The sequence below is a fragment of the Myxococcus sp. CA033 genome (genome assembly GCF_013336625.1).
Taxonomy (GTDB): Bacteria; Myxococcota; Myxococcia; order Myxococcales; family Myxococcaceae; genus Myxococcus; species Myxococcus llanfairpwllgwyngyllgogerychwyrndrobwllllantysiliogogogochensis.
Window position 1 is genome coordinate 678,446 of the sequence record NZ_JABUMU010000002.1, and the last position, 21,071, is coordinate 699,516.

Consider the following 21,071-nt stretch of genomic DNA (forward strand, 5'->3'; position numbering starts at 1 on the left):
GCTTGCGGTGGCTGGTGTGTCTGCTGGGACTCGCAGTTGTGGTGCCCTTGGCCGCACTGGAGGGCTTCTACAGCCACACGCTCGCGAGGGTCCCTGTCCTTCCCTCCAAGCCCGTGCCTCTTTTCCGACCCGCGGAGCAACTCCGGCTCCGATGGTGGATGAGCATGGAACGGCCCCAGGTGACTCACGTCCAACCCATCTGGCCCTGGACAGTGGCCCTCGGTGTATTGCAATTGATCCCTTTTACAACCGCCTGCTTCGCAGAAATCGAACCCGAGGGATTCGGGCTCGCACTCGATGCCGCGTATCGCTGGAGTTCCGACCTGGAGCAGCGCGGCGCCGACCGCATTCGGCCTGGGGAGCGCGTCGCGCTGGCGGTCTGGCTCACTCGCCACTGGAGCGCGGAGGACCTGGTGCTGCACGAACTCCGGCACCGCGCACTCCACGAGCAGCAACAGGGTGTCTTCGACGTTGCCAGGAGTATCTTCGGCAAGGAGTGGGCGGAGCTCGACCTCGCGAGCATCGCGCTGCTCAAGGCGGTCTACGACGCCCCCATGAGACAGGACCCCTGGTGCAATCCGGAGCTCAGCCTCGAGAGTCGCGATTGGTTCCTGCGAGCCTCTCACGCGAACGCGGCCATCACCGTGGATGAACTGGAGGAAGTCCTCAAGGCGCGGCCCCTCCTCGCACCACGCCCCGTGCAGTGGCCTCCTTGCGGAGAGCCTCGTGAGGGTGACACCTGGGATTCCTCCCCGCCTCATTGACGAGGACGCACCCGCCCACAACAGACACCACTTCTCCGTCGACGCCCGGCCGAACCCTCCACGCTCCCCTCCCTTCCTGCTCGCAGGGACGCCGCGCGGACGGACATCACTCCAGATGAATGCGAGCGTGCGAGCTTCCGCGAGGCTCGCTTGTCGCCAGGGCCCCAAGCCTCAACCTTGAGCACGAGGAAAGGACCCCACCATGCGACGAGCGCTCTTCTCCGCGGCCCTGACGTTCAGCTTCTTGATGACTCCCGTTGCCCTCGCGCAGACAGCGGGCGGTGGGTCGAGCGGTGGGTCGTCCGCTCCTGGAATGACCTCACCTCCACAGAACCAGCAAGGCCGAGGTGTCTCGGGAGATACCGGCACGCAGCCACCGGGCACATATGAGTCCGGCAGCTACTCTCCCGTCCCACAGGGCGCCACCGGAGCCGAGGACAACCTCGGTACGCCGAACACGGATTACTCGGGCACGGGTGGCTCCGGAAACACGAACAACACCCCGGCCTCGAACCAAGGCGCTGGAAATGACGTCCCCAGCGGCAGGGCACCCTCCACGCAGGAAGGCACCGAACCTTCCGACGCGGCGGGTGACGCGCATGGCGGCAGCGCGGAGGCCGCATCCTCGGGGAAGGACCTGAGCCCGAAGCAACTGACTCGTGAAGTCGCGATGCTTCGCTCCGATGTCCTGCGCCTCCAGCGACAGGTCAACGCCCTGCGCGGCCCGCACTCGGACAAACAGGACGAAGGCACCGGCGGCTCGGGACAGGCGGCCTCGGGACAGGCGACCTCGGACCAGAGCACGCCCCCCAAACAGAGCGCGTCCCCGGAGCCCGCGCGGGACACGGGGGCGAACCCCGAGAAGACCGTGGTCGCCAGCGTCGTCATGCGCGGACAGGTGGCCTCGACCTCGAAGGGACGCGTCGTGGTCCGAGACGCGGAGACCGGAGACCTCTACAACCTCCGCGTCGGCCAGAACACCCAGGTGGTCCGCAACGGACAACGCATCTCACTCGAGAGCCTGCCCCAAGGCACCGCCGTCCAGGCGGCCTTCAGCCTCATCGCCGACGGCAGCACCAACGCGACCCGCATCCAGGTCGCGCCGAGCCCGAGTCCAAATCCGAGTCCGCGCTCACGCTGAGCCGTCACCGCTCGCGAACGAAACGCTCGATGCGCTCCATCGCCAGCTCCATCTTGTGGCGCGCGGAGCTGTTCGCTGAATGCACCCGGACACGCGGAGGAACAAAGCCCCGCATGGCCACCGCTTCCTCGAGCCAGAGCAGCACGTCGTAGCCCGTGCCGTGCTCATCGTCTCCAAGGTCATGGTCGAGGCTGAGCTCGACCACCTGCCCACCTTCCAGCAACGCGATGGCCTCCTCCGGCCACCGCACCGCCACCCAGCCCTCCGGCGTGGGCCTCTCGTCGTCCAGATAGACCTTCATCGAAGGGCCTGCTCCACCGAAGACCTCAGCGCTCCTCGTCCTTGGACGACTTGCTCTCCGCGAGCTGCCGCATCTTCGCGGCGAAGGGGCTCTCCCCTTCCGCGCGATTGGGCCCGCCCGCCAGTCGCTGGCGTCGAGTCATCGCCAGTGGACCTTCCGCCGGACCCTCGAGCGCTTCCTTCTCGTAGCGGTCCTGCCCTCCGAGCGCGCGCCCCACGGGACGGGCGGAGGCAACGCGACGATTGGTATCCACGGGCATGACGGGACCTCCAGCAGTGGCGACGTGTCCCGTTCTACCCCACCCGCTCGCCGCTCGCAGCCCCCCACGTCTCCTCGGGCGACTCCAGCGCCGCGCCCACGTGCCGCAGCACCTTCGCCACCACCTCCACGTCGAGCGCCCGCGCGTCCCACGTACACGTCAGCGTCATCATCCGCCCGGGAACCAGCTCGCCCGCATCCACCACCGGCACGGACCGCACCGCACCCGGCGCGAGGATGAGCGGCACCCGCGTGTACGGCACCGTCGCCACGAAGCCGCGCTCCAGCCCCAGCGAGCCCAGGCTCGTCACCACCACCGAACCGAACGGGTCCCTGGGCATCCCCACCCAGCGCAGGTCCACGTTCAGCGTGAACCAGACGAAGGACAGGAGCCGCAGCGCCAGCCCCATGAACATCCCGGGGATGCGATACGAGCGACGCTTGCCCCGCTCGATGACCGCGTCCTTGCGCGAGCGCACCTGGGACACGACGGCCTCCATCGCCCGCGCGAACTCCTCCAACGACAGGGTATCCGCCCGAGGCACCGTGGCCGTCGTCAGGTCCGCCCGTCCCGACTCCTCGGGCTGCACGACGAGCACGCACACACCCACGTCCACACGCAGCGAGGGCGCGCCCCAGCGCAGGAGCACGTTGGCCTCGGGGTACAGGCGCAGCGCGTCCGCGGACGCCTTGGCCACCAGGTGCGTCACCGTGAGTCGCTGTCCGGTGCGAGCCCGCCACGCCTCCAGGAACGCAACGGCCTTCTCCATGCGCACTTCGAGGGACGCATAGGCGCTCGGGTCCTTGGGCGAACGCCACGCCCCCAGGGCGAGCTTGCGGAAGGCACCCGGCGGCGGTGCCGGCTTCAGGTCGAGTTCCACGGCGGGTGTCCGGCTTCGCACGGAGCCCGGTCGCCTGCAACCCTGCGCCGCGCACCCCACCCTGTTAGACAGGGGGCCGCTGCTGGAAGCCCCCTCTCACCGAGGCACCCGACATGACGCCCCTTGCCCTGGCCCTGTCCCTCGCCCTCCAGGCCGCGCCGGCCCCGCAGAAGGCCCCGCCGCCGAAACCCGCTGCCCCCGCCAAGACTGTGTCCACTCCCACGACGCCCGAAGACCTCACCGCCGCCACCCGCGCCTGGCATGAGCAGCGCATCCAGCGACTCCAGTCCGAGGAGGGTTGGTTGACGCTCGTCGGCCTCTTCTGGCTCAAGGAGGGCGAGCAGACCGCCGGCTCCGCGCCCGAGAGCGAACTGGACTTCCCGGCCGGTACGCCCGCGAAGCTCGGCACCTTCACTCGCAAGGGCAACACCGTCAGCTTCCAGCCCGCGTCGGGTGTGCAGTTCACGCGCAACAACGCGCCCTTCACCGGGGGCGAGCTGAAGACGGACGAGAAGGGCTCCCCGGATGTGGTGAAGCTCGGCAGCCTCAACTTCCAGGTCATCCTCCGAGGCGACAAGCTGGGCGTGCGTGTGAAGGACTCGCAGGCGCAGGCGCGCAAGCAGTTCCACGGCATCGAGACCTATCCGGCGAGCCCCACGTGGCGCGTCACCGCGCGCTTCGAGCCCTCGGCCACGCCGCGCACGCTCCAGGTTCCCAACGTGCTGGGCACCACGGAGGAGATGAAGGCGCCGGGCACGCTCGTCTTCACCATGGACGGCAAGGAGTACCGCCTGACGCCGGTGGAGGAAGAGGGCTCCAACCAGCTCTTCATCATCTTCGCGGACGAGACGAACCGCGATGCGACGTACGGCGCGGGCCGCTTCCTGTACTCGGACATGCCGAAGGACGGACAGGTGGTGCTCGACTTCAACCGCTCCTACAACCCGCCCTGCGCCTTCACGCGCTTCGCCACCTGCCCGCTGCCTCCGCGTGGCAATCGCCTGGCCCTCCGCGTGGAGGCCGGCGAGAAGCGCTACGGCGACCACTGAGGTCCAGGGAGCTGTTCATCTTGCTGTGCCCACCGGGCCGACTCCGCTCTCACGCGGGGCGGCCCGGTTTCATTTTCCCAGTGAATCCAAGAAGATGCTCGTGGCTCTCATCTCGAACATCCTTCGGGATTCGGTTCACGAATCGAATCAGAAATCTGTTCACGGGTTGAATCAGGGAGACAGGGCGGGCCCCACTTCATGGCCACGGTGGAACAGCTTCTAGCGGCCCTCGGCCGTCGGGATGAAGCCCGAGCGAGCGAGCTCGCGACGCAGCTCAAGGTTTCTCGCCCCTCGGTGACGCGCCTCCTCCTCGCGGCGGGGGACCGCGTGTGTCGCATGGGCGAAGGACCGGCGACCCGCTATGCGCGGACCCGCGAGCTGCCCCCGCTCGGCACACGGCTGAACGTCCACCGCATCGATGAAGCAGGCGCTGTCCACCGGTACGGCGTGCTCCGCTTGCTCACGGGTGGTCGACACTGGCTCGAATACACGGAACGCGCGCCCAAGCACTTCGAGGGGCTCCCGCCGTTCGCGACGGACATGAGTCCACAGGGCTACATCGGCCGGACATTCTCGCTCCGCCATCCCGAGCTCTTGCTCCCCCAACGCGTGGCGGACTGGACGGATGACCACTGTCTCGTCGCTCTGGCCCTGCGTGGAGAGGACTGCGTCGGAGACCTCATCCTCGGTGACGAATCGCTCGACCGATATCTCGCCACGCCTCTGCCCACGGCGACTCCCGACGACTACCTCGCGCTCGCACGGGCTTCCGAACAGGGACCGTCGGGCTCCTCCGTGGGCGGAGAGCATCCCAAGTTCGCCACGTACTCCCTGGGTCGCCACGTCATCGTGAAGTTCGCGGGCCCCGACGATGGAGCAGCGGCCTTTCGATGGAGGGACCTGCTCATCGCCGAAGCGCTCGCACTTGAGACCCTTCGCGACGCGGGCATCCCCGCGGCCAACGCGCGTTGGCTGGATGTGGAGGACCATCGCTTCCTCGAAGTGGAACGCTTCGACCGGCTCGGCGCACGCGGCAGGAAGGCCCTGCTGTCACTCGGAGCCATCACCGACGAGTACATCGGCCCGCGCGACACCTGGACGCAGGCCGCATCGAGAATGCACGAGGCGCAGCTCGTCTCCGAAGACGATGCACGGCGAATGCGCTGGCTCGACACCTTCGGCCAGCTCACCGGCAACACGGACCGCCACTTCGGCAACCTGTCCTTCTTCCCAGAAGGGCCGAAGCGGTTCCGACTCGCGCCGGTCTACGACATGCTGCCCATGGTGTTCGCGCCCGTGGGAACGAACCTCGTCGAGCGGACCTTCACGCCACGCCCGCCCACCGCGAGCACCGTGGACGTCTGGTCCGACGCCGCACGCCTCGCCCTGGCCTACTGGGAGAAGCTCACACGAGAGCCCGCACTCAGCGCGCCCTTCCGGGAGCACTGCGGCCACTGCGCGGCCACCCTCCAGACCTTCATGAACCAGCAGCCCGTCTGACCGAGGAACGCACTCCCGCAACAACAGGCCACGAGCCGACACACCCTGTCCGCTCGTGGCCCGTGACTGACTCAGTGCACGCTGGACGGCTGCTCCGAAATGGCCTCGCGCCCGCGCGGTGATTCCAGACGTGGGGCGATGCCCTGGGCCACCTGTCGCAGCAGCGCCTCACTGAAGGCCGGCAGGTCCCCCGGGTTGCGCGAGGTGATGAGGTTGCCATCCTCCACCACCTCGCGGTCCACCCAGCGCGCGCCCGCGTTGATGAGGTCCGTGCGGATGGAGGGCCACGACGTGAGCGTCATCCCATCCGCGATGTCCGCCTCCACCAGCATCCACGGCGCATGGCACACAGCCGCCAACGGCTTGTCCGCGCGGTAGAAGTCCCGCACGAAGCCCACCATGTCGATGTCCATGCGCAGGTGGTCCGGTGAGTAGCCCCCCGGAATCACCAGCGCATCGAAGTCCCGGGACGACACGTTCCGCACGGCCTTGTCCGGGGTGATGACCTCCTTGCCCTTCTTGCCCTTCACGGGCGTGTCGGCCTCCACGCCGATGACGACCGCCTCGTGCCCTGCTTGCTTCACGCGGTCATACGGAATGCGGAACTCGGAATCCTCGAAGTCGTCGGCCAGGATGAACGCGATGCGCGCCATAGGACGTCTCCTTGTTGCGAATGGACGGGTTGTCCCGTGCGCTCAAGGTGCCCACGCGCCCCGTGGCGACACAGGCGCGCCTCCGCGCTCGGCCCGCCCGCCTGCCCACCCTCCCGACGAGGGACGCCTCCCCGAGCGTCCTCACCCTCACGTCCGCCATCCGTCACGCTGGCGCCCCCACCCGACCGCGGACATTAATCGCCCCATGCGCGCCTCTCGCCTGCTCGCCTCCGCCCTCGTGGTGCTCGCCGTGTCGGCCTCCGCCTGTCGCAAGAGCCAGTCCCAGGGCACCGCCTCACCCGAGGACTGCGTGCGCGTCGCGGACGACTGGGGCCCGGATGGCGCCGTGCCCATCACCGTGGACGTCGTCGCCGAGGGCCTGGAGGTCCCCTGGGGCATCGCCTGGCTGCCGGGTGGAGACGCGCTCGTCACCGAGCGACCTGGTCGCGTGCGCCTGCTCAAGGCCGGCGTGCTCCAGCCCCAGCCCGTGGCCACCGTGCGCATCACCCGCGCCGCGGAGGGCGGCCTGCTCGGCATCGCCGCGCACCCGGACTTCGCGACGAACCGCCAGTTCTACGTGTACGTCACCACCGACGCGGGCGGGCAGGACGAGAACCGCGTGGAGCGGTGGACGCTCTCCGAGGACCACACCACCGCGACGTTCGACCGCGTCGTCTTCGGCGGCATCCCCTCCGCGACGTACCACGACGGAGGACGGCTGCGCTTCGGCCCCGACGGCATGCTCTACGCGGGCACCGGTGACGCCCGCGAGCCGGACCGCTCGCAGAACGTCAATGACCCGGCGGGCAAGCTCCTGCGCCTGACTCCCGAAGGACAAATCCCCCAGGACAACCCCTTCCCCGGCTCCCCCGCGTTCCTCACCGGCATCCGCAACCTCCAGGGCTGGGACTGGAAGGATGCCACCACGCTGTACGTCACGGACCACGGCCCGAGCGGAGAGACGATGCGCCGGGGGCACGACGAGGTGAGCCTCGCCCGTCCTGGGAGCAACCTGGGCTGGCCCGGCATCTACTCGTGCGAGCTTCACGCGGGGCAAATCACGCCCTCGCTCACCTTCGCGGACGCGATGCCTCCCGGGGGCGCCGCCCTCTACACCGGCACCGCCATCCCCGAATGGACGGGCTCGCTGCTGGTGGGCACGCTGGGCTCGCGGCACCTGCACCGCGTGCGGTTCGCCGCTGACAACCCCGCCCGAGTCACCCTCCACGAGGTCTACCTGCGCGACACGTACGGCCGGCTGCGCGAGGTGAGCATGGGTCCGGACGGCCACCTGTACGTCACCACGAGCAACTGCGATGGGCGTGGGGACTGCGGGGCGAAGAAGGACCTCATCCTCCGCCTGAGGCGTTGAAGCCCGCGGCCGGCCGGCCTCTCAAGATGGGGTCGTGACCTCGCTCTTCCGTTCTGGAAGACTGCGCGCCGTGCACTTGGAGATGCCTCTCGTCATTGGATTGATGGTGGCTGCCATCGTCCTGGCCATCGCCGCCAAGCGGGCGAACATGCCCTACAACGTGGCGCTCGTGGTGGGAGGCCTGCTCATCTCGGTGGGCAACCTGCTCCCCGGCGTGCCGCCACTCAACCCGGAGGTGGTGTTCCTCGTCTGCCTGCCGGCGCTGCTCTTCGAGGGAGGCATCACCGCGGACCTCAATGGCATCCGCGCCAATGCCCTGCCCATCCTCATCCTGTCCACCGTGGGCATGGTGCTGGCCATTGGCGCCACGGGCACCGCGCTGCACTACCTGGTGGACCTGGCCATCTGGCCCGCGCTGCTTTTGGGCGCGCTGCTGGCCGTGACGGACACCGTCTCCATCCTCTATGCGTTCCGTCGCGCCCCGGTGCCGCCGCGCTTGTCCGGCATCATCCAGGGCGAGAGCCTCTTCAACGATGGCACGGCGCTGGTGGCCTACGCGGCCATCGCCAGCGTGGTGGCGGGAGCAGCGGCGCCGTCGCTGCCGATGCTGGCCGCGCGCGTGTTGCTCGCCTCGGCGGGTGGCGCGGTGGTGGGGCTCGCGGTGGGCATGCTGGGCGCCTTCGTCATCCGCCGCACCGAGGACCCGCTGGCCGAAATCATGGTGACGACGGCCGTGGCCCTGGCCTCGTTCGTGGTCGCCGAGCAGATTCACCTGTCGGGTGCCATCTCCGCCGTCGTCGCGGGACTGGCCGTCGGTGTCGGGCTGCGCAAGGACGTGTCCCCACAGAGTCGGGTGGCCATCCACTCCTTCTGGGAGTACGCCACGTTCGGGGTGAACACCTTCCTGTTCCTGGCGGTGGGACTCACCACCAAGCCGGAGACGCTCAGCGGCTACCTGCCGGAGACGGCCATCGCGGTGGGCTGTGTGTTGGGCGGGCGCGCGGTGGCCATCTACGGGCCCTTCCTGCTCCTGCGGCTCATCCGTCCGGCGGAGGCGGTGCCGCCGCGCTGGCAGCACGTCTTCATCGTGGGCAACATCAAGGGCGCGCTCTCCATCGGACTCGCGCTGGGTCTTCCGGAGACGACGCCGGGCCGCGAGAAGCTGGTGGCCATCGCCTTCGGCGTGACGCTGGTGTCGCTGGTGGGTCAGGGATTGGTGCTCACCCACGCGTTGAAGTGGCTGGGCCTGTTCCAGCAGGACGAGGTGGCGCTGGCCATGTCCGAGCAGCGCGGCAAGCTCATCGCCAGTCGCGCGGCGCATCAGGAACTGGCGTCGCTGCATGAGCAGGGACTGGTGCCCCGCGCCGCGTATGACCACCTGCGCAGCGAGTACCAGGTGAGCATCGCCCGTGCGGAGCGCGAGCTGCGGCGGCTCAATGACCATCACCTCGCGCAGGGGGCGAGGGACCTCATCGCCATGCGGCGTCGGCTCATCGACGCGGAGCGCACGGCGCTGCAGGTCGCGCGCAGGAGCGGCCTCATCCCCGAGACGACGGCGGAGCACATGCTGGCGCAGTTGGATGAGCGGACACTGAATCTGGAGAAGGTGTTGCACGGAGCGCACGGCGACGAGCCGGCAACGGAGCCCGGGAGGAAGGCGTCGTGAAAATCGTCATCGCGGGTGGGGGACGGGTGGGCAGTGTGCTGGCGTCCCGGCTGGTGGCCGAGCAGCACACCGTGACGGTCATCGAGCGGGACGCGAGCATCTGCACGCGCCTCTTCGAGGAAGTGGGCGTGGTGGCGGTGTGCGGGGACGCGACGAGTCCGCAGGTGCTTGAGGCGGCGGGAGTGGCGTCCGCGGACGTGGCGGCGGGGGTGCTGGCGAGAGATTCGGAGAACCTGGCGTTCGCCATGCTGGTGCGCAGCATGTCTCCCGCGCGCATCATGGTGCGCATGCTGGACACGAGCTATCGCGAGGCGTACCGGCTGGCGGGAGTGAAGGAGCTGGTGGCGGAGGCGGAGGTGGTGGTGGCGAAGATGACCACGGCCATCGACTTCCCGCAGGTGGCGGGCTCGCTGCCGCTGGGCGACGGTGACACGGTGCTGTTCGAGCTGGCGCTGCCGTTGCGCGCGCGCGTGGCGGGACAGACGGTGGCGCAGGTGCGAGCCATGGAGGGCTTCCCGCGCGAGTGCATCTTCATCGGCATGGTGGACCCGCAGGGTCGCGCGGCGCTGCCGGATGGGAGCACGGTGCTGAAGGCGGGGCACACCATCATCCTCGTGGCTCGACGCGCGCAGCTCGCGGAGGCGGTGTCGTTCCTCACGGCGGAGCCAGTGGGGACGACGGGCGCGGCGGCGCTGGCGGCGACGCTGCGCAAGGTGGACTTCCTGGCGCCGTTGAATCCGGAGGAACTGGAGACGGTGGCGCGCGGCGCGGAGCACCTCCAGTGGCCGGCGGGCACGGAGCTGTTCCGACAGGGCGACGCGGGAGAGAGCTTCTACGTGGTGCTCGCGGGCGAGGTGCAGCTCAGGGACACGGGAGGACAGGCCGTGGCCACGGTGAAGCCAGGAGGCTTCTTCGGGGAGCTGGCCCTGCTGACGGGAGAGCCGCGCACGGCCACGGCGGTGACAGCCACGGCTTGCGAGCTGGCGGCGGTGGGCCGCGAGGACTTCCGCAGCGTCGTCATGGCCAACCCGGGCGTGGCGCTGGAGATGAGCCGCATCCTGGGAGAGCGGCTGTCGCGCGTGCAGGGCGGCAAGACGCCCACCAAGCGCTGGGGCCTCTTCGGCCGGTAGCACCCGCGAGGGTGGAGCGCACGAAGCGCCAGGGCGTCTCCACCCCGGCGTCGCGCCTTCGATGCGACGAGGCCCGAGGGTTTGCTGGGCACACGGTGCCGTGCCCAACAACACCGCGCGAGGCCCTCAGCCCTCGTTCAGCTTCTTCAACAACCGCTCGGCCTGCTCCCGGACGACGCCTTCGCCCAGCGCCTGCGCACGCTGCGCATGGTGGATGCACGCGGCGCGGTCCGTCAGGAAGGTGGCCACCGCCATGTTGAGGTGCGTCGTTGCATCCTCGGGATGCGCGGCCAGTGCCCGCTCCAGGAGCGGCTTCGCGCGAGCGTGTTCGTCGTCCTGCATCAAGAGCAGCGCCAGGTCATTGACGGGCCCCAGCTCGGTGGGCACCAGCGCCACCGCCTCCTCCAGTCGCCGACGCGACTCCGCGCGCTCACCCAACGCGCCATGCATCTGCGCCAGCGCCTGCAACGTCTGCCAGCTCCTGGGCGCCAGCCGCAGCGCCTCCTCGAAGAGGTCCTTCGCCTCCGCGAAGCTGCCCGCGCTCATCACCGCCAGCCCGTGCATGTACACGTAGTTGATGTGCGTCGGCTCCAATTGGCGCAGCTCCAGCACGGTGCGCTTGGCGCCCTCGGGACTGCCCCCTGACAGGTACAGCTTGAAGAGGTCCTCCAGCACCGCGCGCCGCAGGCCTCCCTGCGCCTTGTCCAACGCCTGCGTGCCCGCCTGGATGCCCAACCCCAGCGCGCCCTGTGCCGAATGCGCGCGCATCAACATCAGCAGCGGCATCGCTTCCTGCGGCGCGCCCTCCGCCGCCTTCTGGAAGTGCGTCACCGCCGCGCTCGGCGTGCCCTGCTGCAGATGGATGCGCCCCAGCTCGAAATGCGTGTGCGCGCTGTCGGGCGCCACCTGGAGGGCGGACTCATACGCGGCCCGCGCGCCATTCAAGTCGCCCCGGTCCAGCAACAGGCCGCCCAGGTTGAAGCGCTCGAAGTAGCCCGACGTGGGGGCCGCGGCCAGCACCTTGAGGGCCTCCAGCGCCTCCGCGTTGCCCGCCTGGGCCCTCAACATGGCGAGGTGCCCCTGCCCCTCCGCATGGTCCGGCTTCGCCTTCAGGAGCCGCAACGCCGCGGCCTCCGCGTCGCCCGCCGCGCCCGTGCTCAGGTACGTCCGGACGAGTCCCAGCAGACAGTCCACGTCGTTCGGGTCGATGGCGAGCCCCTTCTGGAAGCTCTTCACCGCGTCCTGGGGCTGACCCACCTGGAGAAACCGTCCGCCTTCCCGAGCATGCGTCGATGACATGCCCCGGGTTTATCACGGGGTGGCGAGCCCCGGCAGCCCGAGGAAGGGCCACCCCCGAGCCTCCGCTCACAGAGCGATTCCACGACACTCAGCGACGCAGCGCCGCCGCCGCGATGCCCGGCATCTTGAGCCAGGACGGGGACCGCTCGAACTGGACCAGCCTCCGCCCCAGGTCACGCACGCTCCGGTGTCCGGGGACCCACGGCGGGGCGAGAAGGCTCGTCAGCGGCCCGCGGAGGACGGACTTCTCCACCTGCTCCAACATGAGGCTGTTGTGAACCCAGCCCTGGCCACTCTGGATGTCCTGGGGCGTCGAGGACGGATGCCCACCCCAGGGCAGCGAGATGAGCGCATAACCCGCCGCGGGCCAGGTGTTCACCGCCACCGTGCCATACCGCAGCTCGCGAATGGCCTTCTCCAGCGCGGCCGCCACGGCCGGGTCCTTCAGCGAGCGCGGGTGGATGATGAGGGTGGCGTTCAGCGTTCCCCACACCTTGTCGTTGAGGAACGACACCGCGCTGTCGAGGAAGGCCACCGGGTCATCCGCGCCGGGCAAACCCGTCTCCGAGAGCACCGTGCACCACGGCTCGTGACGGAAGACGCGGTCCTCGGCCTGCCGCGAGTCCACGTCCGGAATCAACGCGAAGGGCAGCTCGCCCACGCCCGCGTGGCCCACCTGCCGCAGTTGGGAACGCCCCTCGGTGAACTGGCGCCAGCGCTGGTCCGCGCCCGGGTAGTACGCGCGTCGCACGGCGGCCTTGCCCAGGCTGACCTCCACCGCATCCACCACGTGCTCGCGCGGCTTCCAGGCCTTGGGCTGCACCAGCAGCTTCGCCGCGTTGCAATTGAAGGACGCGTTGTTGGCCACCATGCCGGCGATGCTGTCCGCCTGGAAGCGCAGCTCCCCTTCCGAGTACGGCCCCGGCACCACCACCACCGGCGAGATGTTGCCCAGCTCGCTCGTGAAGGGCTTGCGCAGCAACGGCTCGTTGCGCGCGCGACGGGCCTCCGCCTCCGGACCGGGCGGCCCCCACACCAGCGCGTCATGCGTCTTGTCGCTGCCGGTGATGTGGACTTCATCCACCGCCGCGTGCCCCACCAGCACCGCGCCCTCCTCCGCGCCGCCGTACACCACGGCGAAGACATCCCGCCGCGTCAGCGAGGCGAAGGCCTGCTCCAGCATGGGCCCCAGGTAGGCGTTCACCGGGTTCATCTTGAGGACGCACGCGGCGCCCTCGACGAAGAGCTTGTAGAGACAGTCGGCGGGCGGAATCGAGTTGACGTTGCCCGCTCCGAGCACCGCGCACAGGCGTCCGTCGTGTGGCTTGCGGTAGAACGAAGCCTGGTGCTCGCGGAGGTTGCTCGCCGTGACGCCGGGGAGGAAGTGGACCTCCCCCTCGGCGTGGGGCAGCAGCATCCCCTCGAGCGCGTTCATCGGGTAGATGCGCGCCGCGAGCCTTCCGTCCTCCAGCGTGCGCAGGCGAGAGGCCGGGATGCGCGGGACACCGTGACGTTGGATGTCTCGTAGGGAGGCGGCCAGCAGGCGCAGATTGCGCACCACCACCATGGGCCCGGCCAGCCACTCCTCGCCAGCCAGGGGGCTGTTCGGGTCGATTCCCTTCGCCTCACACGCCGCGCGCACGCTCGGCTCGGCGATGGCCATGTAGCCACGGCTGAGGTCCTCCAGCAGCGAGAGGCGTTCGGGAATCCCGAGCTTCACCCACGCTCGCGAGCCTGCCTTCACCCGCTGGATGATGGTCTCCAGCGTACCGGTGGGAGTACTGCGGGGCGTGGCGGCGAGGCTCATGGGGACCTCCGGCAGCGGGCGGGCTCCTCAAGGTAGAGGAGCGCCAGCCCGCGCGTCACAAGTCCCCACGCGGACCGTCATCAGGTGGGCAACGGCTTGCCCAGGCCCTTGCGCAGCGCCTCGTCGATGACGGACTGGATCTTCTTTTCCGCGTCGCGAACCTGGTTCTCATGTTGCTTGGCGAGCTTCTCCTGCTCGCGGCCCAGCTCCTCCTGTTGCTTGCCGAGCTTCTCCTGCTCGCGACCCAGCTCCTCCTGTTGCTTCGACAACTCCTCCTGCTTCGCGTCGAGGGCGTCGATCTCCTTGTCGAGTTCGGCCTCCTGCTTGTCCAGCTCCGCCTCGCGACGCTCGCGCTCGGCCTCGGAGAGCGAGTCCAGACGAGCGGATTGCAGATGCAGCCCCGCCCGCTTGTGAGCCAGTTCGGCGTGCTGCAGGCCCAACTGTCCCTGCTGCACTCCCAGCGCGCCCTGCTTCATTCCCAGCTTGCCCTGCTCCTCGCCCAGCGCGCCCATGCGCGTACCAACTCCACCTTGGACCAGGCCGAACTTCCGGATGGGCTCCAGCGCGGCCTTCATCGCCGCCAGGGTGGCCGTGTCGCGGATGATGAACGCCTCGCCCTTGCGGCGGACGTAGAGCAGCTCGCCGCCGTTCTTGTCCTTGAACATCTTCGCGAGCTTCAGGTCCACCGTGCTGCCGCGCATCGTCGCCTTGTCACCGGAGAGCAGCACGTAGCTGGAGTCGTCCTCATCGTCGTAGTCGGGAGGAGAAGGCGGCGAGGGCGGAGTCGGAGGCGCCACGGGGGCGGCGGGCACACCGGCCATCGCCAGACGCGGCGTCAGAGGGGCAGCGCGCGGCGCCGCAAGGGCCAGCATCGGCCTCGGCGCGACAGGGGACGGCCCGGAGGGAGACGCCACCGCCATCGGCGCGATGGGGCTCAGCCCCACTGGAGACGCCACCCCCACGGGAGTGACGAGGGTCGGACTCACTGGAGATGCCACCGCCATCGGCGCGATGGGGCGCAGCCCCACCGGAGACGCCACCCCCACCGGAGCGACGAGGGTCGGACTCACTGGAGACGCCACCGCCATCGGAGCAACGGGGCTCAGCCCAGCAGGAGACGCTACCGCCACCGGTGCAACAGGGCTCGGTCCAGTCGGAGACAGGGCCGCCACCGGCGCGACAGGGCGCGGCCCCACCGGAGACGCCGCTATCGGCGCAACAGGACTCGCAACGGCGATCGGCGTCGGCGCGGCCATCGTCCCGGTGCGCACCGTGCCCTGCTTCCTGGAAGGCACCGCTGCTGGCTGGGCGCTGTCGGTCGACGTCGGCCCACCGGGACGCGTCTCCGCCACGGCCGTCAGCGCGGGAGGCGCGCTCCCCTGCTTCGACTCTGTCTCCGCCACCGACTTCGCTTCCTGTCGGGCGACGACCTGGAAGGGAATCAGGGCCACGAGCCCCAGCGCGGAGAGCGTCACTTTCAACCAACGACGGGAACGGGAGGAACCGATGTCGACGTGCTCCAGCATGCTCAACCTCCTGTGCAACGCGTGAACGTGGGCGGACGCACCGAGCGCGGCGGCGGTCCCATGAGGACGGGTGACTCCGAAGGCGAGCAACAGCTCGCCGTAATCCGCGGGCTCCGCGCCTGTGAGCCGCAGCGCTTCCGCGTCACACGCCTCCTCACGGGCCAGCGCGTATTCACGGGCCGCCCGACGCGCGAGCGGATGAAAGAAGAGCAGCGCCTCCGCGAGTGCCGGCACCCAGCCGAGCCACAAGTCACCGCGCTTCAGGTGCGCCACCTCGTGTGCCAGCGCCATGCGCAGCCCTTCCACCGGAAGCCGCCGCACCGCCTTCGTCGGCAGCACCACCACCGGAGACCACAACCCCGTGGCCAGCGGGCTCGCCACCTCGTCCGACACGAGCAACCTGGGAGCACGTCGCAGTCCCGCGCTCTCGGACAGCTCGAGGACCTCGGACTCCAATACCGGGTGCTCCAGGGGGCGGGCGTTCCGGCGCAACCGCCGCATCAACGCCCAGCTCCGCACCTGCGCTCGCACCTGCCACAGCACGCCCACCACCCACGCAGCCAGGAGCGCCAGCACGACGAACTGCTTCCAGCCTGCTCCCGAGGCACGTGCCCCAGGCGTCGACGGCTTCAGCAGTCCGCCCGCGACGACCTGCCCGCCCTCCGTGAGACGCGGAGACTCGGCCCCCAGCACCTTCGCGGCGTGACCGCCCTCCGTCAGGCGCGGAGACTCGGCCCCCAGCACCTTCGAGACCTGCCCGCCCTCCATGAGATTCGGAGTTCCTGCCTCCGACCTCCTCGCGCCCTGCCCGCCTTCCGCGAGACGCGGCGACTCGGCTCCGAGCATCCTCGCGACCTGCCCGCCCTCCGTGAGATTCGGAGATCCTGCCTCCGACATCCTCGCGCCCTGCCCGCCTTCCGCGAGACGCGGAGACTCGGCCCCCGGCGCCTTCGTGCTCTGTCCCGCCGGCACCAGGTGGACGGCGCCTCCCACCATCCCGAGGTTGCCCACGTGCGCGTCACGCTCGCCCACCAGACCGTGCGCCGCGCCGATGGACGGAGCCCATCCCTCCGAACCTCGTGACACGGGCGACGCCCCCACCGCTCCGCCCTCGACGAGCGGCGCGCCATCGGACTCCGACGACTCCGCCTGCCCGGAGAGGAACGCGAGCGACGCGGGCAACACCGGCAGCGCCAGCGGACGCGGCCCACCCAGCGACACCACGAACTTGAGCGCCACCAACCACCACATGCCCGCGCGCAGCGAGGCCGGCATCCGCGTCCACAGTCGCGTCACCGCCCACACCAGCGCGGCACACAGCGCGCCCTGCCACGACGCTCGCCACAACCCTTCCGGCCACGACGCCAACCACGTGGCCCCATCCATCAGCCATTCGGTCCGCATGGAGCTATTCCTTCCGCTTCTTCGAGCGAAGCCGCGCCACCACATCCTGGAGCTGCGCGAGGTCCTTGTCGGAGACGTCATCCGCGTCAGAGAGATACGCGGCGAACGGCGACAGCGAGCCGGACAGCGTGCGCTGGACGAAGTCACCCACCACGTCCCGCAGCAGCTCCCCCTCCCGCACCGGCGAGGCGTACTGGAACACGCCCTCCACCTTGCGCCGCGTGAGGTAACCCTTCAGCCGCAGCCGCTCCATCACCGTCAGGATGGTGGAGCGCGCCAACCCCTGCGGCTCACCGAAGCGCTCCACCACCTCGCCCACCGTCGCGGGCCCGTGCTCGGCCACGTACCGCAGCACCGACAGCTCCTGCTCTCCCACCGGCTTCTTCATGACCGTCCTCTGACGACAACTGTAGTCACAAGAGAAGTACGCGTGACTACAGCCGTAGTCAAGCGGGTACCAAGGGAAGAAGCGACCCTTTCCCGCCACTGGGACGAGTCCCATGTTTGGGAATGAGCGGGCGACATGCCGCACGGAGGTGGCGCCAGTGTCGAAGGGCGACATGCGGGAGGGGCAGGCAAGGCCGGACGCCTCCGCTCCGGCGAGTCCGTCCCGTGCGCCAGAGCGACTCCTCCAGGTGGGCACAAGCCTCCACGCCGCGCTCATCGTGGACGCGAAAGGACGCATCGTCTGGATGGACACAGTGCTGGCCCTGGCGGCCGGCTGGGAGCAGGGCGACGTCGAGGGACGGAGGTCAGAGGAGGTGCTCGCCCGGCTGCCCTGGCTCGCGCGCGCGGTGGAGTCGGCACTGTCGAGTGGACAGGGGCTGGGCGAAGGCAGCGGACGAGGGCAGCGGCTGCGAGCCCTGGTGCTGGCCGTCCATGGGGACGACGGCTCGGTGCTGGGAGCCTGCGCGCGACTCCAGCCTCGGGAGTCTCCAGAGGTGGCGAGGGACGCGCTGACCGCGGAGCTCTCACACGTCCGCAAGCGCTACGAGGACTTCATCGACAGCATCGACGGCATCGTCTGGGAGGCCGATGCCGGGTTTCGCTTCACCTTCGTCAGCAAACAGGCCGAGCGGCTCCTGGCCATCCCCGCGGAGGAGTGGATGCGCGACCCGGATTTCTGGGCGCGACACGTCCACCTGGATGACTGGGCCGGAGTCGTGTCCTCCTGTCTGACCGCCTGGCGACAGGGGCGGCCCCAGGAGTTCGAGTACCGCATGCTGGCCGCCGACGGGCACATCGTCTGGATGCGCGCCCACGTCACGGCCGTCTCGGAAAATGGCCAGCAGATGCTGCTGCGCGGGCTGATGGTGGACGTCACCGAGCAGCGCCAGTCCCGCGAACGCCTGGAGCACGCCCACTCGGTGCTGCGCGCGACGTTCGACTCCATCGCGGACGGCGTCATCGTGGTGGACGCGGAGCGACGAATCATCGCCTACAACAAACGCTTCCAACTCATGTGGGGCCTCAGCGACGAGGTGATGGAGTCACGCGTCGCGCAGCGGGCGCTCGCGGCGGCGGCGCCGTTGACGAAGGACCCTGCGCGCTTCGTCTCGCGCATCCAGGACCAGTACCTCCCCTCGGACGCCATCAACGTGGACCCCATCGAGCTGCGCGACGGACGCATCTTCGAGGGCACGTCCCTGCCGCAGCGGATGGGCGACGCCATCATCGGCCGCGTGTGGAGCTACCGGGACGTGACGGAGGAGCGCCGCGCGAAGGTGGAGCGGGAGCGGCTGCTCGTCGCGGAGCAGAATGCCCGGGAGCAGGCCGAGGAGTCCTTCGCGCTGCTCGACACGTTCCTCAACCACGCGCCCGTGGGGCTCGCCTTCATCAACCGGGAGCTGCGCTACCTGCGCATCAACGAAGCGCTCGCGTCACTGCATGGACGCACGCGCAACGAGGAGCTGGGCAGGACGGTGTGGGAGATGAACCCCAACATGGCCCCCGCTTTCGCGCCGCTGATGCTCCAGGTCATGGAGACGGGCGTCCCCCTGAGCGACATGGAGATGTCCGGCCACGTGCCCGCGACTCCCCACGAACTGCGGCACTGGCGCGTCAGCTACTACCCGGTGCGGACCCCCAGCGGCGGCATCGTCGGCCTGGGCGCCGTCGTCATGGAGGTGACGGCGGAGCACCGCGCCCAGCAGGAGCGGGAGCGGCTGCTGAAGGAAGCACAGGAGGCCATCAGCGTCCGGGACGACTTCCTGTCCATCGCCGCCCACGAGCTGAAGACGCCGCTGACGCCGCTCAAGCTGCACCTCCAGATGATGAAGCAGCAGGCCTCCGCCGGCCATGCCCCCAAGCAGCACCACGTGGACAAGGCGCTCGCCCAGGTAACGCGGCTGTCCGTGCTCATCCATGACCTGCTGGATGCCACACGCATCGAGGCCGGCAGGCTGGAGTTGCGCCGGGGGCCCGTGGAGTTGCAGGCACTCGCCAACGAGGTGCTCGCGGAGGTCCGCCCGCTCGGCCCGCAGCACACGCTGGAATATGAAGCGCCCTCGGAGCCGCTCGTGGTGAAGGGAGACCGGGGACGGCTCGCGCAGGTGCTGACCAATCTGTTGGAGAACGCCTTCAAGTACAGCCCGAGCGGGGGCGTGGTGCGGCTGACGCTGGAGCGCGACGGAGCCGAGGCCCGGATGGCGGTAAAGGACTCGGGCATCGGCATCCCCGAGGACCAGCGCGGGCACCTCTTCCAGCGCTTCTTCCGCGCGCGCAACGCGCCCATCTCCGGCTTTGGCGGGCTGGGGCTGGGGCTCTACATCTGCCGCGACATCGTCGAGCGCCACGGCGGCCACCTGGAGGTGGACACGGAGGTGGGCAAGGGCTCCACCTTCCGCGTCACCCTGCCCTTGGAGCCCGGGGACACCTGAGGCTCAGCGCTGGAAGTCCACGCCCACGCCCATGCCCGCCGTCACGCCGCGCACCAGCTGCCCATCCGCCTGCGGGAAGTGCACCGTGCCGCCGGAGCCCCAGGCGTACAGGTGGTTCACCAACCGCTGGCGGACCTCCACGCCCAGCGAGTAGCGCGGCCTGTCTCCCAGCGCCGTCAGCACCGCGCGCGCCAGGGCCCGGGTGCGGCCTCCAGGCAGCTCGAAGCCCGCGGACACATCCAGGTCCGTGCGACCGAAGCCGTGGTACTGCGCGGCCAGGCTGCCCAACAGCAGCGTCGTATCCGCGCTGCCCTTGGCGATGGACGCCTCCAGGTAGCCGGCGAAGCCGTCGGGGAGTTCCTCGTCGGCGATGGGCTGCTCCGTCAGGCCCGTGCCGGAGAAGCGCCCCAGCTCGTAGTCCGGACCGAACATGCCGAAGCGGAAGCGCCCGCCCTGCTTGCGGCCCTGCAGCGTGAAGCTCAGCTGCGTGCCGCTCTCCATCTGCCCCTCCATCGCCACGCCCAGCAGGCCACCGACGGCCGGCGAGTGCGCCTCCGCGAAGCGCGCGCCACCGGCGAGCAGCGCCCACGCGCGCAGGCGCTCACCCTTGTAGAGCGCCACGTCGCCGCCCACCGAGGCCAACGTCATGTTCGGCGTCTCGCCGCCCGCCTTCGCCGCGTCGTGCGCGGCGGACAGGCGCAGCAGGTAGCGGTCGAACTTGTTCGCGTCGTCACTCGCGGCGCGGCCCAGGTCCAACATCACCTCGCCCGCGAAGATGCGCGCGCCCAGCACGTCGCTGGCCAGAATCTCCGCGCGCACCGGCCCCTTCAACATCGTCAGCGAGCCACCCGCGGGGTGATAGTCCGGCGACAGCACGTTGCTGTAGCGGCCCATCAGGTATCCACGGCCCAGCGACTCGTCGGCGAAGGGCTCCACGCGCAGGTAGAACGGCGACTGTCCCTCCTGGCCGATGCGCAGCATGCGCACCACCTGGCCGATATCGCTCAGCTCGTCCCAGTCCTCGCGGCGCAGGCGCCCGCCGTAGTCGCCGTCCGCCTGCTTCGGCTCCTCGTCCACCATGCGCAGCCGCAGGTTCGCGCCCAGTCGCAGCACGAAGCTGTCCCCCTTCGTCAGCCCCAACGACGGGTACACCCGGATGAACAGGTCCTGCCCGCCGTCCGGCGTCCCGGAGGGAAGGCTCAGGCCACCGGCCTCGAGCTGACCGCTGAAGCCAAAGCCCTCGCCGCCCACGCGACTGCCGGGCGGCGCGGGCTCATCCAGGCGCGCCGCCGACACGGGCGTGTCCTGGCTGGAGGGCGCGGGCTCCTCCTCGTAGATGGTGGAGCTCTGGTTGGAGACGAGGGCGAAGAGAGCGAGAAGGGGGGCACCAGTCATCGTCCCCTGAGTCTACCCGGCCCCGTGCTCCAGCGAAGCAGCCAGC

Annotated in this window: 17 protein-coding genes; 8 read left to right on the forward strand and 9 right to left on the reverse strand. The window is 69.7% G+C overall.

The annotated features are described in order from the left end of the window. Window positions 1-164: 164 nt before the first annotated feature. On the forward strand, window positions 165-764 hold the full coding sequence (locus tag HUA78_RS08575; RefSeq protein ID WP_174476048.1) for a transglycosylase domain-containing protein: 600 nt from the start codon (window positions 165-167) through the stop codon (window positions 762-764). A 202-nt stretch (window positions 765-966) separates the two neighbouring features. Next, on the forward strand, window positions 967-1,905 hold the full coding sequence (locus tag HUA78_RS46270; RefSeq protein ID WP_254623605.1) for a hypothetical protein: 939 nt from the start codon (window positions 967-969) through the stop codon (window positions 1,903-1,905). Window positions 1,906-1,909: 4 nt separating this feature from the next. Here the strand turns inward: HUA78_RS46270 and HUA78_RS08585 are convergent, their stop codons facing one another. From HUA78_RS08585 to HUA78_RS08595, 3 genes are read right to left on the reverse strand one after another with little or no spacing between them, the layout of a single operon-like run. After that, window positions 1,910-2,206 carry a cyclic-phosphate processing receiver domain-containing protein gene (locus HUA78_RS08585; protein ID WP_174454091.1) on the reverse strand — a complete coding sequence of 99 codons (297 nt, stop codon included), beginning with the start codon at window positions 2,204-2,206 and terminating at the stop codon, window positions 1,910-1,912. 25 nt (window positions 2,207-2,231) lie between these two features. After that, the gene (locus HUA78_RS08590) at window positions 2,232-2,465 is read right to left on the reverse strand and encodes a hypothetical protein (RefSeq protein ID WP_141646813.1); all 234 of its coding nucleotides are present in this window, start codon (window positions 2,463-2,465) and stop codon (window positions 2,232-2,234) included. Between the two features lie 34 nt (window positions 2,466-2,499). Further along, window positions 2,500-3,345, reverse strand: coding sequence for a 2-oxo acid dehydrogenase subunit E2 (locus HUA78_RS08595; RefSeq protein WP_174476049.1), 846 nt, complete (start codon window positions 3,343-3,345; stop codon window positions 2,500-2,502). Window positions 3,346-3,458: 113 nt separating this feature from the next. Here HUA78_RS08595 and HUA78_RS08600 point away from each other — a divergent pair, with 113 nt between their 5' ends. Next, complete coding sequence (locus HUA78_RS08600) at window positions 3,459-4,394, forward strand: DUF1684 domain-containing protein (RefSeq protein WP_174476050.1); 936 nt, start codon at window positions 3,459-3,461, stop codon at window positions 4,392-4,394. Between the two features lie 198 nt (window positions 4,395-4,592). Next, complete coding sequence (yjjJ, locus tag HUA78_RS08605) at window positions 4,593-5,894, forward strand: type II toxin-antitoxin system HipA family toxin YjjJ (protein WP_174476051.1); 1,302 nt, start codon at window positions 4,593-4,595, stop codon at window positions 5,892-5,894. A gap of 71 nt (window positions 5,895-5,965) precedes the next feature. Here yjjJ and HUA78_RS08610 read toward each other — a convergent pair whose 3' ends face one another. Next, window positions 5,966-6,547 carry a type 1 glutamine amidotransferase domain-containing protein gene (locus HUA78_RS08610; RefSeq protein WP_174476052.1) on the reverse strand — a complete coding sequence of 194 codons (582 nt, stop codon included), beginning with the start codon at window positions 6,545-6,547 and terminating at the stop codon, window positions 5,966-5,968. A 205-nt stretch (window positions 6,548-6,752) separates the two neighbouring features. Between HUA78_RS08610 and HUA78_RS08615 the strand changes: the two genes are divergently transcribed. The 3 genes from HUA78_RS08615 (at window position 6,753) to HUA78_RS47225 (ending at window position 10,715) form a co-directional block, all read left to right on the forward strand. Then, a complete protein-coding gene (locus HUA78_RS08615) occupies window positions 6,753-7,919 on the forward strand; it encodes a sorbosone dehydrogenase family protein (RefSeq protein ID WP_141649430.1) in 1,167 nt (388 codons plus the stop codon). A gap of 70 nt (window positions 7,920-7,989) precedes the next feature. Further along, a complete protein-coding gene (locus HUA78_RS08620) occupies window positions 7,990-9,585 on the forward strand; it encodes a sodium:proton antiporter (RefSeq protein WP_246137899.1) in 1,596 nt (531 codons plus the stop codon). Further along, the gene (locus HUA78_RS47225; protein WP_174454086.1) at window positions 9,582-10,715 is read left to right on the forward strand and encodes an NAD-binding protein; all 1,134 of its coding nucleotides are present in this window, start codon (window positions 9,582-9,584) and stop codon (window positions 10,713-10,715) included. The genes HUA78_RS08620 and HUA78_RS47225 overlap by 4 nt, the downstream gene beginning before the upstream one ends. A gap of 126 nt (window positions 10,716-10,841) precedes the next feature. On the opposite strand, the gene HUA78_RS08630 is transcribed toward HUA78_RS47225, so the two are convergent. From HUA78_RS08630 to HUA78_RS08650, 4 genes are all read right to left on the reverse strand, one after another. Then, complete coding sequence (locus HUA78_RS08630) at window positions 10,842-12,014, reverse strand: tetratricopeptide repeat protein (protein WP_174468046.1); 1,173 nt, start codon at window positions 12,012-12,014, stop codon at window positions 10,842-10,844. A gap of 88 nt (window positions 12,015-12,102) precedes the next feature. Next, on the reverse strand, window positions 12,103-13,821 hold the full coding sequence (locus tag HUA78_RS08635; RefSeq protein ID WP_174476053.1) for an aldehyde dehydrogenase: 1,719 nt from the start codon (window positions 13,819-13,821) through the stop codon (window positions 12,103-12,105). Window positions 13,822-13,901: 80 nt separating this feature from the next. Further along, window positions 13,902-16,751, reverse strand: coding sequence for a M56 family metallopeptidase (locus HUA78_RS08640; protein ID WP_254623606.1), 2,850 nt, complete (start codon window positions 16,749-16,751; stop codon window positions 13,902-13,904). 4 nt (window positions 16,752-16,755) lie between these two features. Then, window positions 16,756-17,139 (reverse strand): BlaI/MecI/CopY family transcriptional regulator, encoded by a 384-nt coding sequence (locus tag HUA78_RS08650; protein ID WP_141648249.1) that lies wholly within the window; start codon window positions 17,137-17,139, stop codon window positions 16,756-16,758. Between the two features lie 247 nt (window positions 17,140-17,386). Between HUA78_RS08650 and HUA78_RS08655 the strand changes: the two genes are divergently transcribed. Further along, complete coding sequence (locus tag HUA78_RS08655; RefSeq protein WP_174476054.1) at window positions 17,387-19,630, forward strand: PAS domain-containing protein; 2,244 nt, start codon at window positions 17,387-17,389, stop codon at window positions 19,628-19,630. Window positions 19,631-19,633: 3 nt separating this feature from the next. Here HUA78_RS08655 and HUA78_RS08660 read toward each other — a convergent pair whose 3' ends face one another. Next, entirely contained in the window at window positions 19,634-21,025 is a 1,392-nt protein-coding gene (locus HUA78_RS08660) for a hypothetical protein (RefSeq protein ID WP_141648250.1), read from the reverse strand. Between the last annotated feature and the right edge of the window lie 46 nt (window positions 21,026-21,071).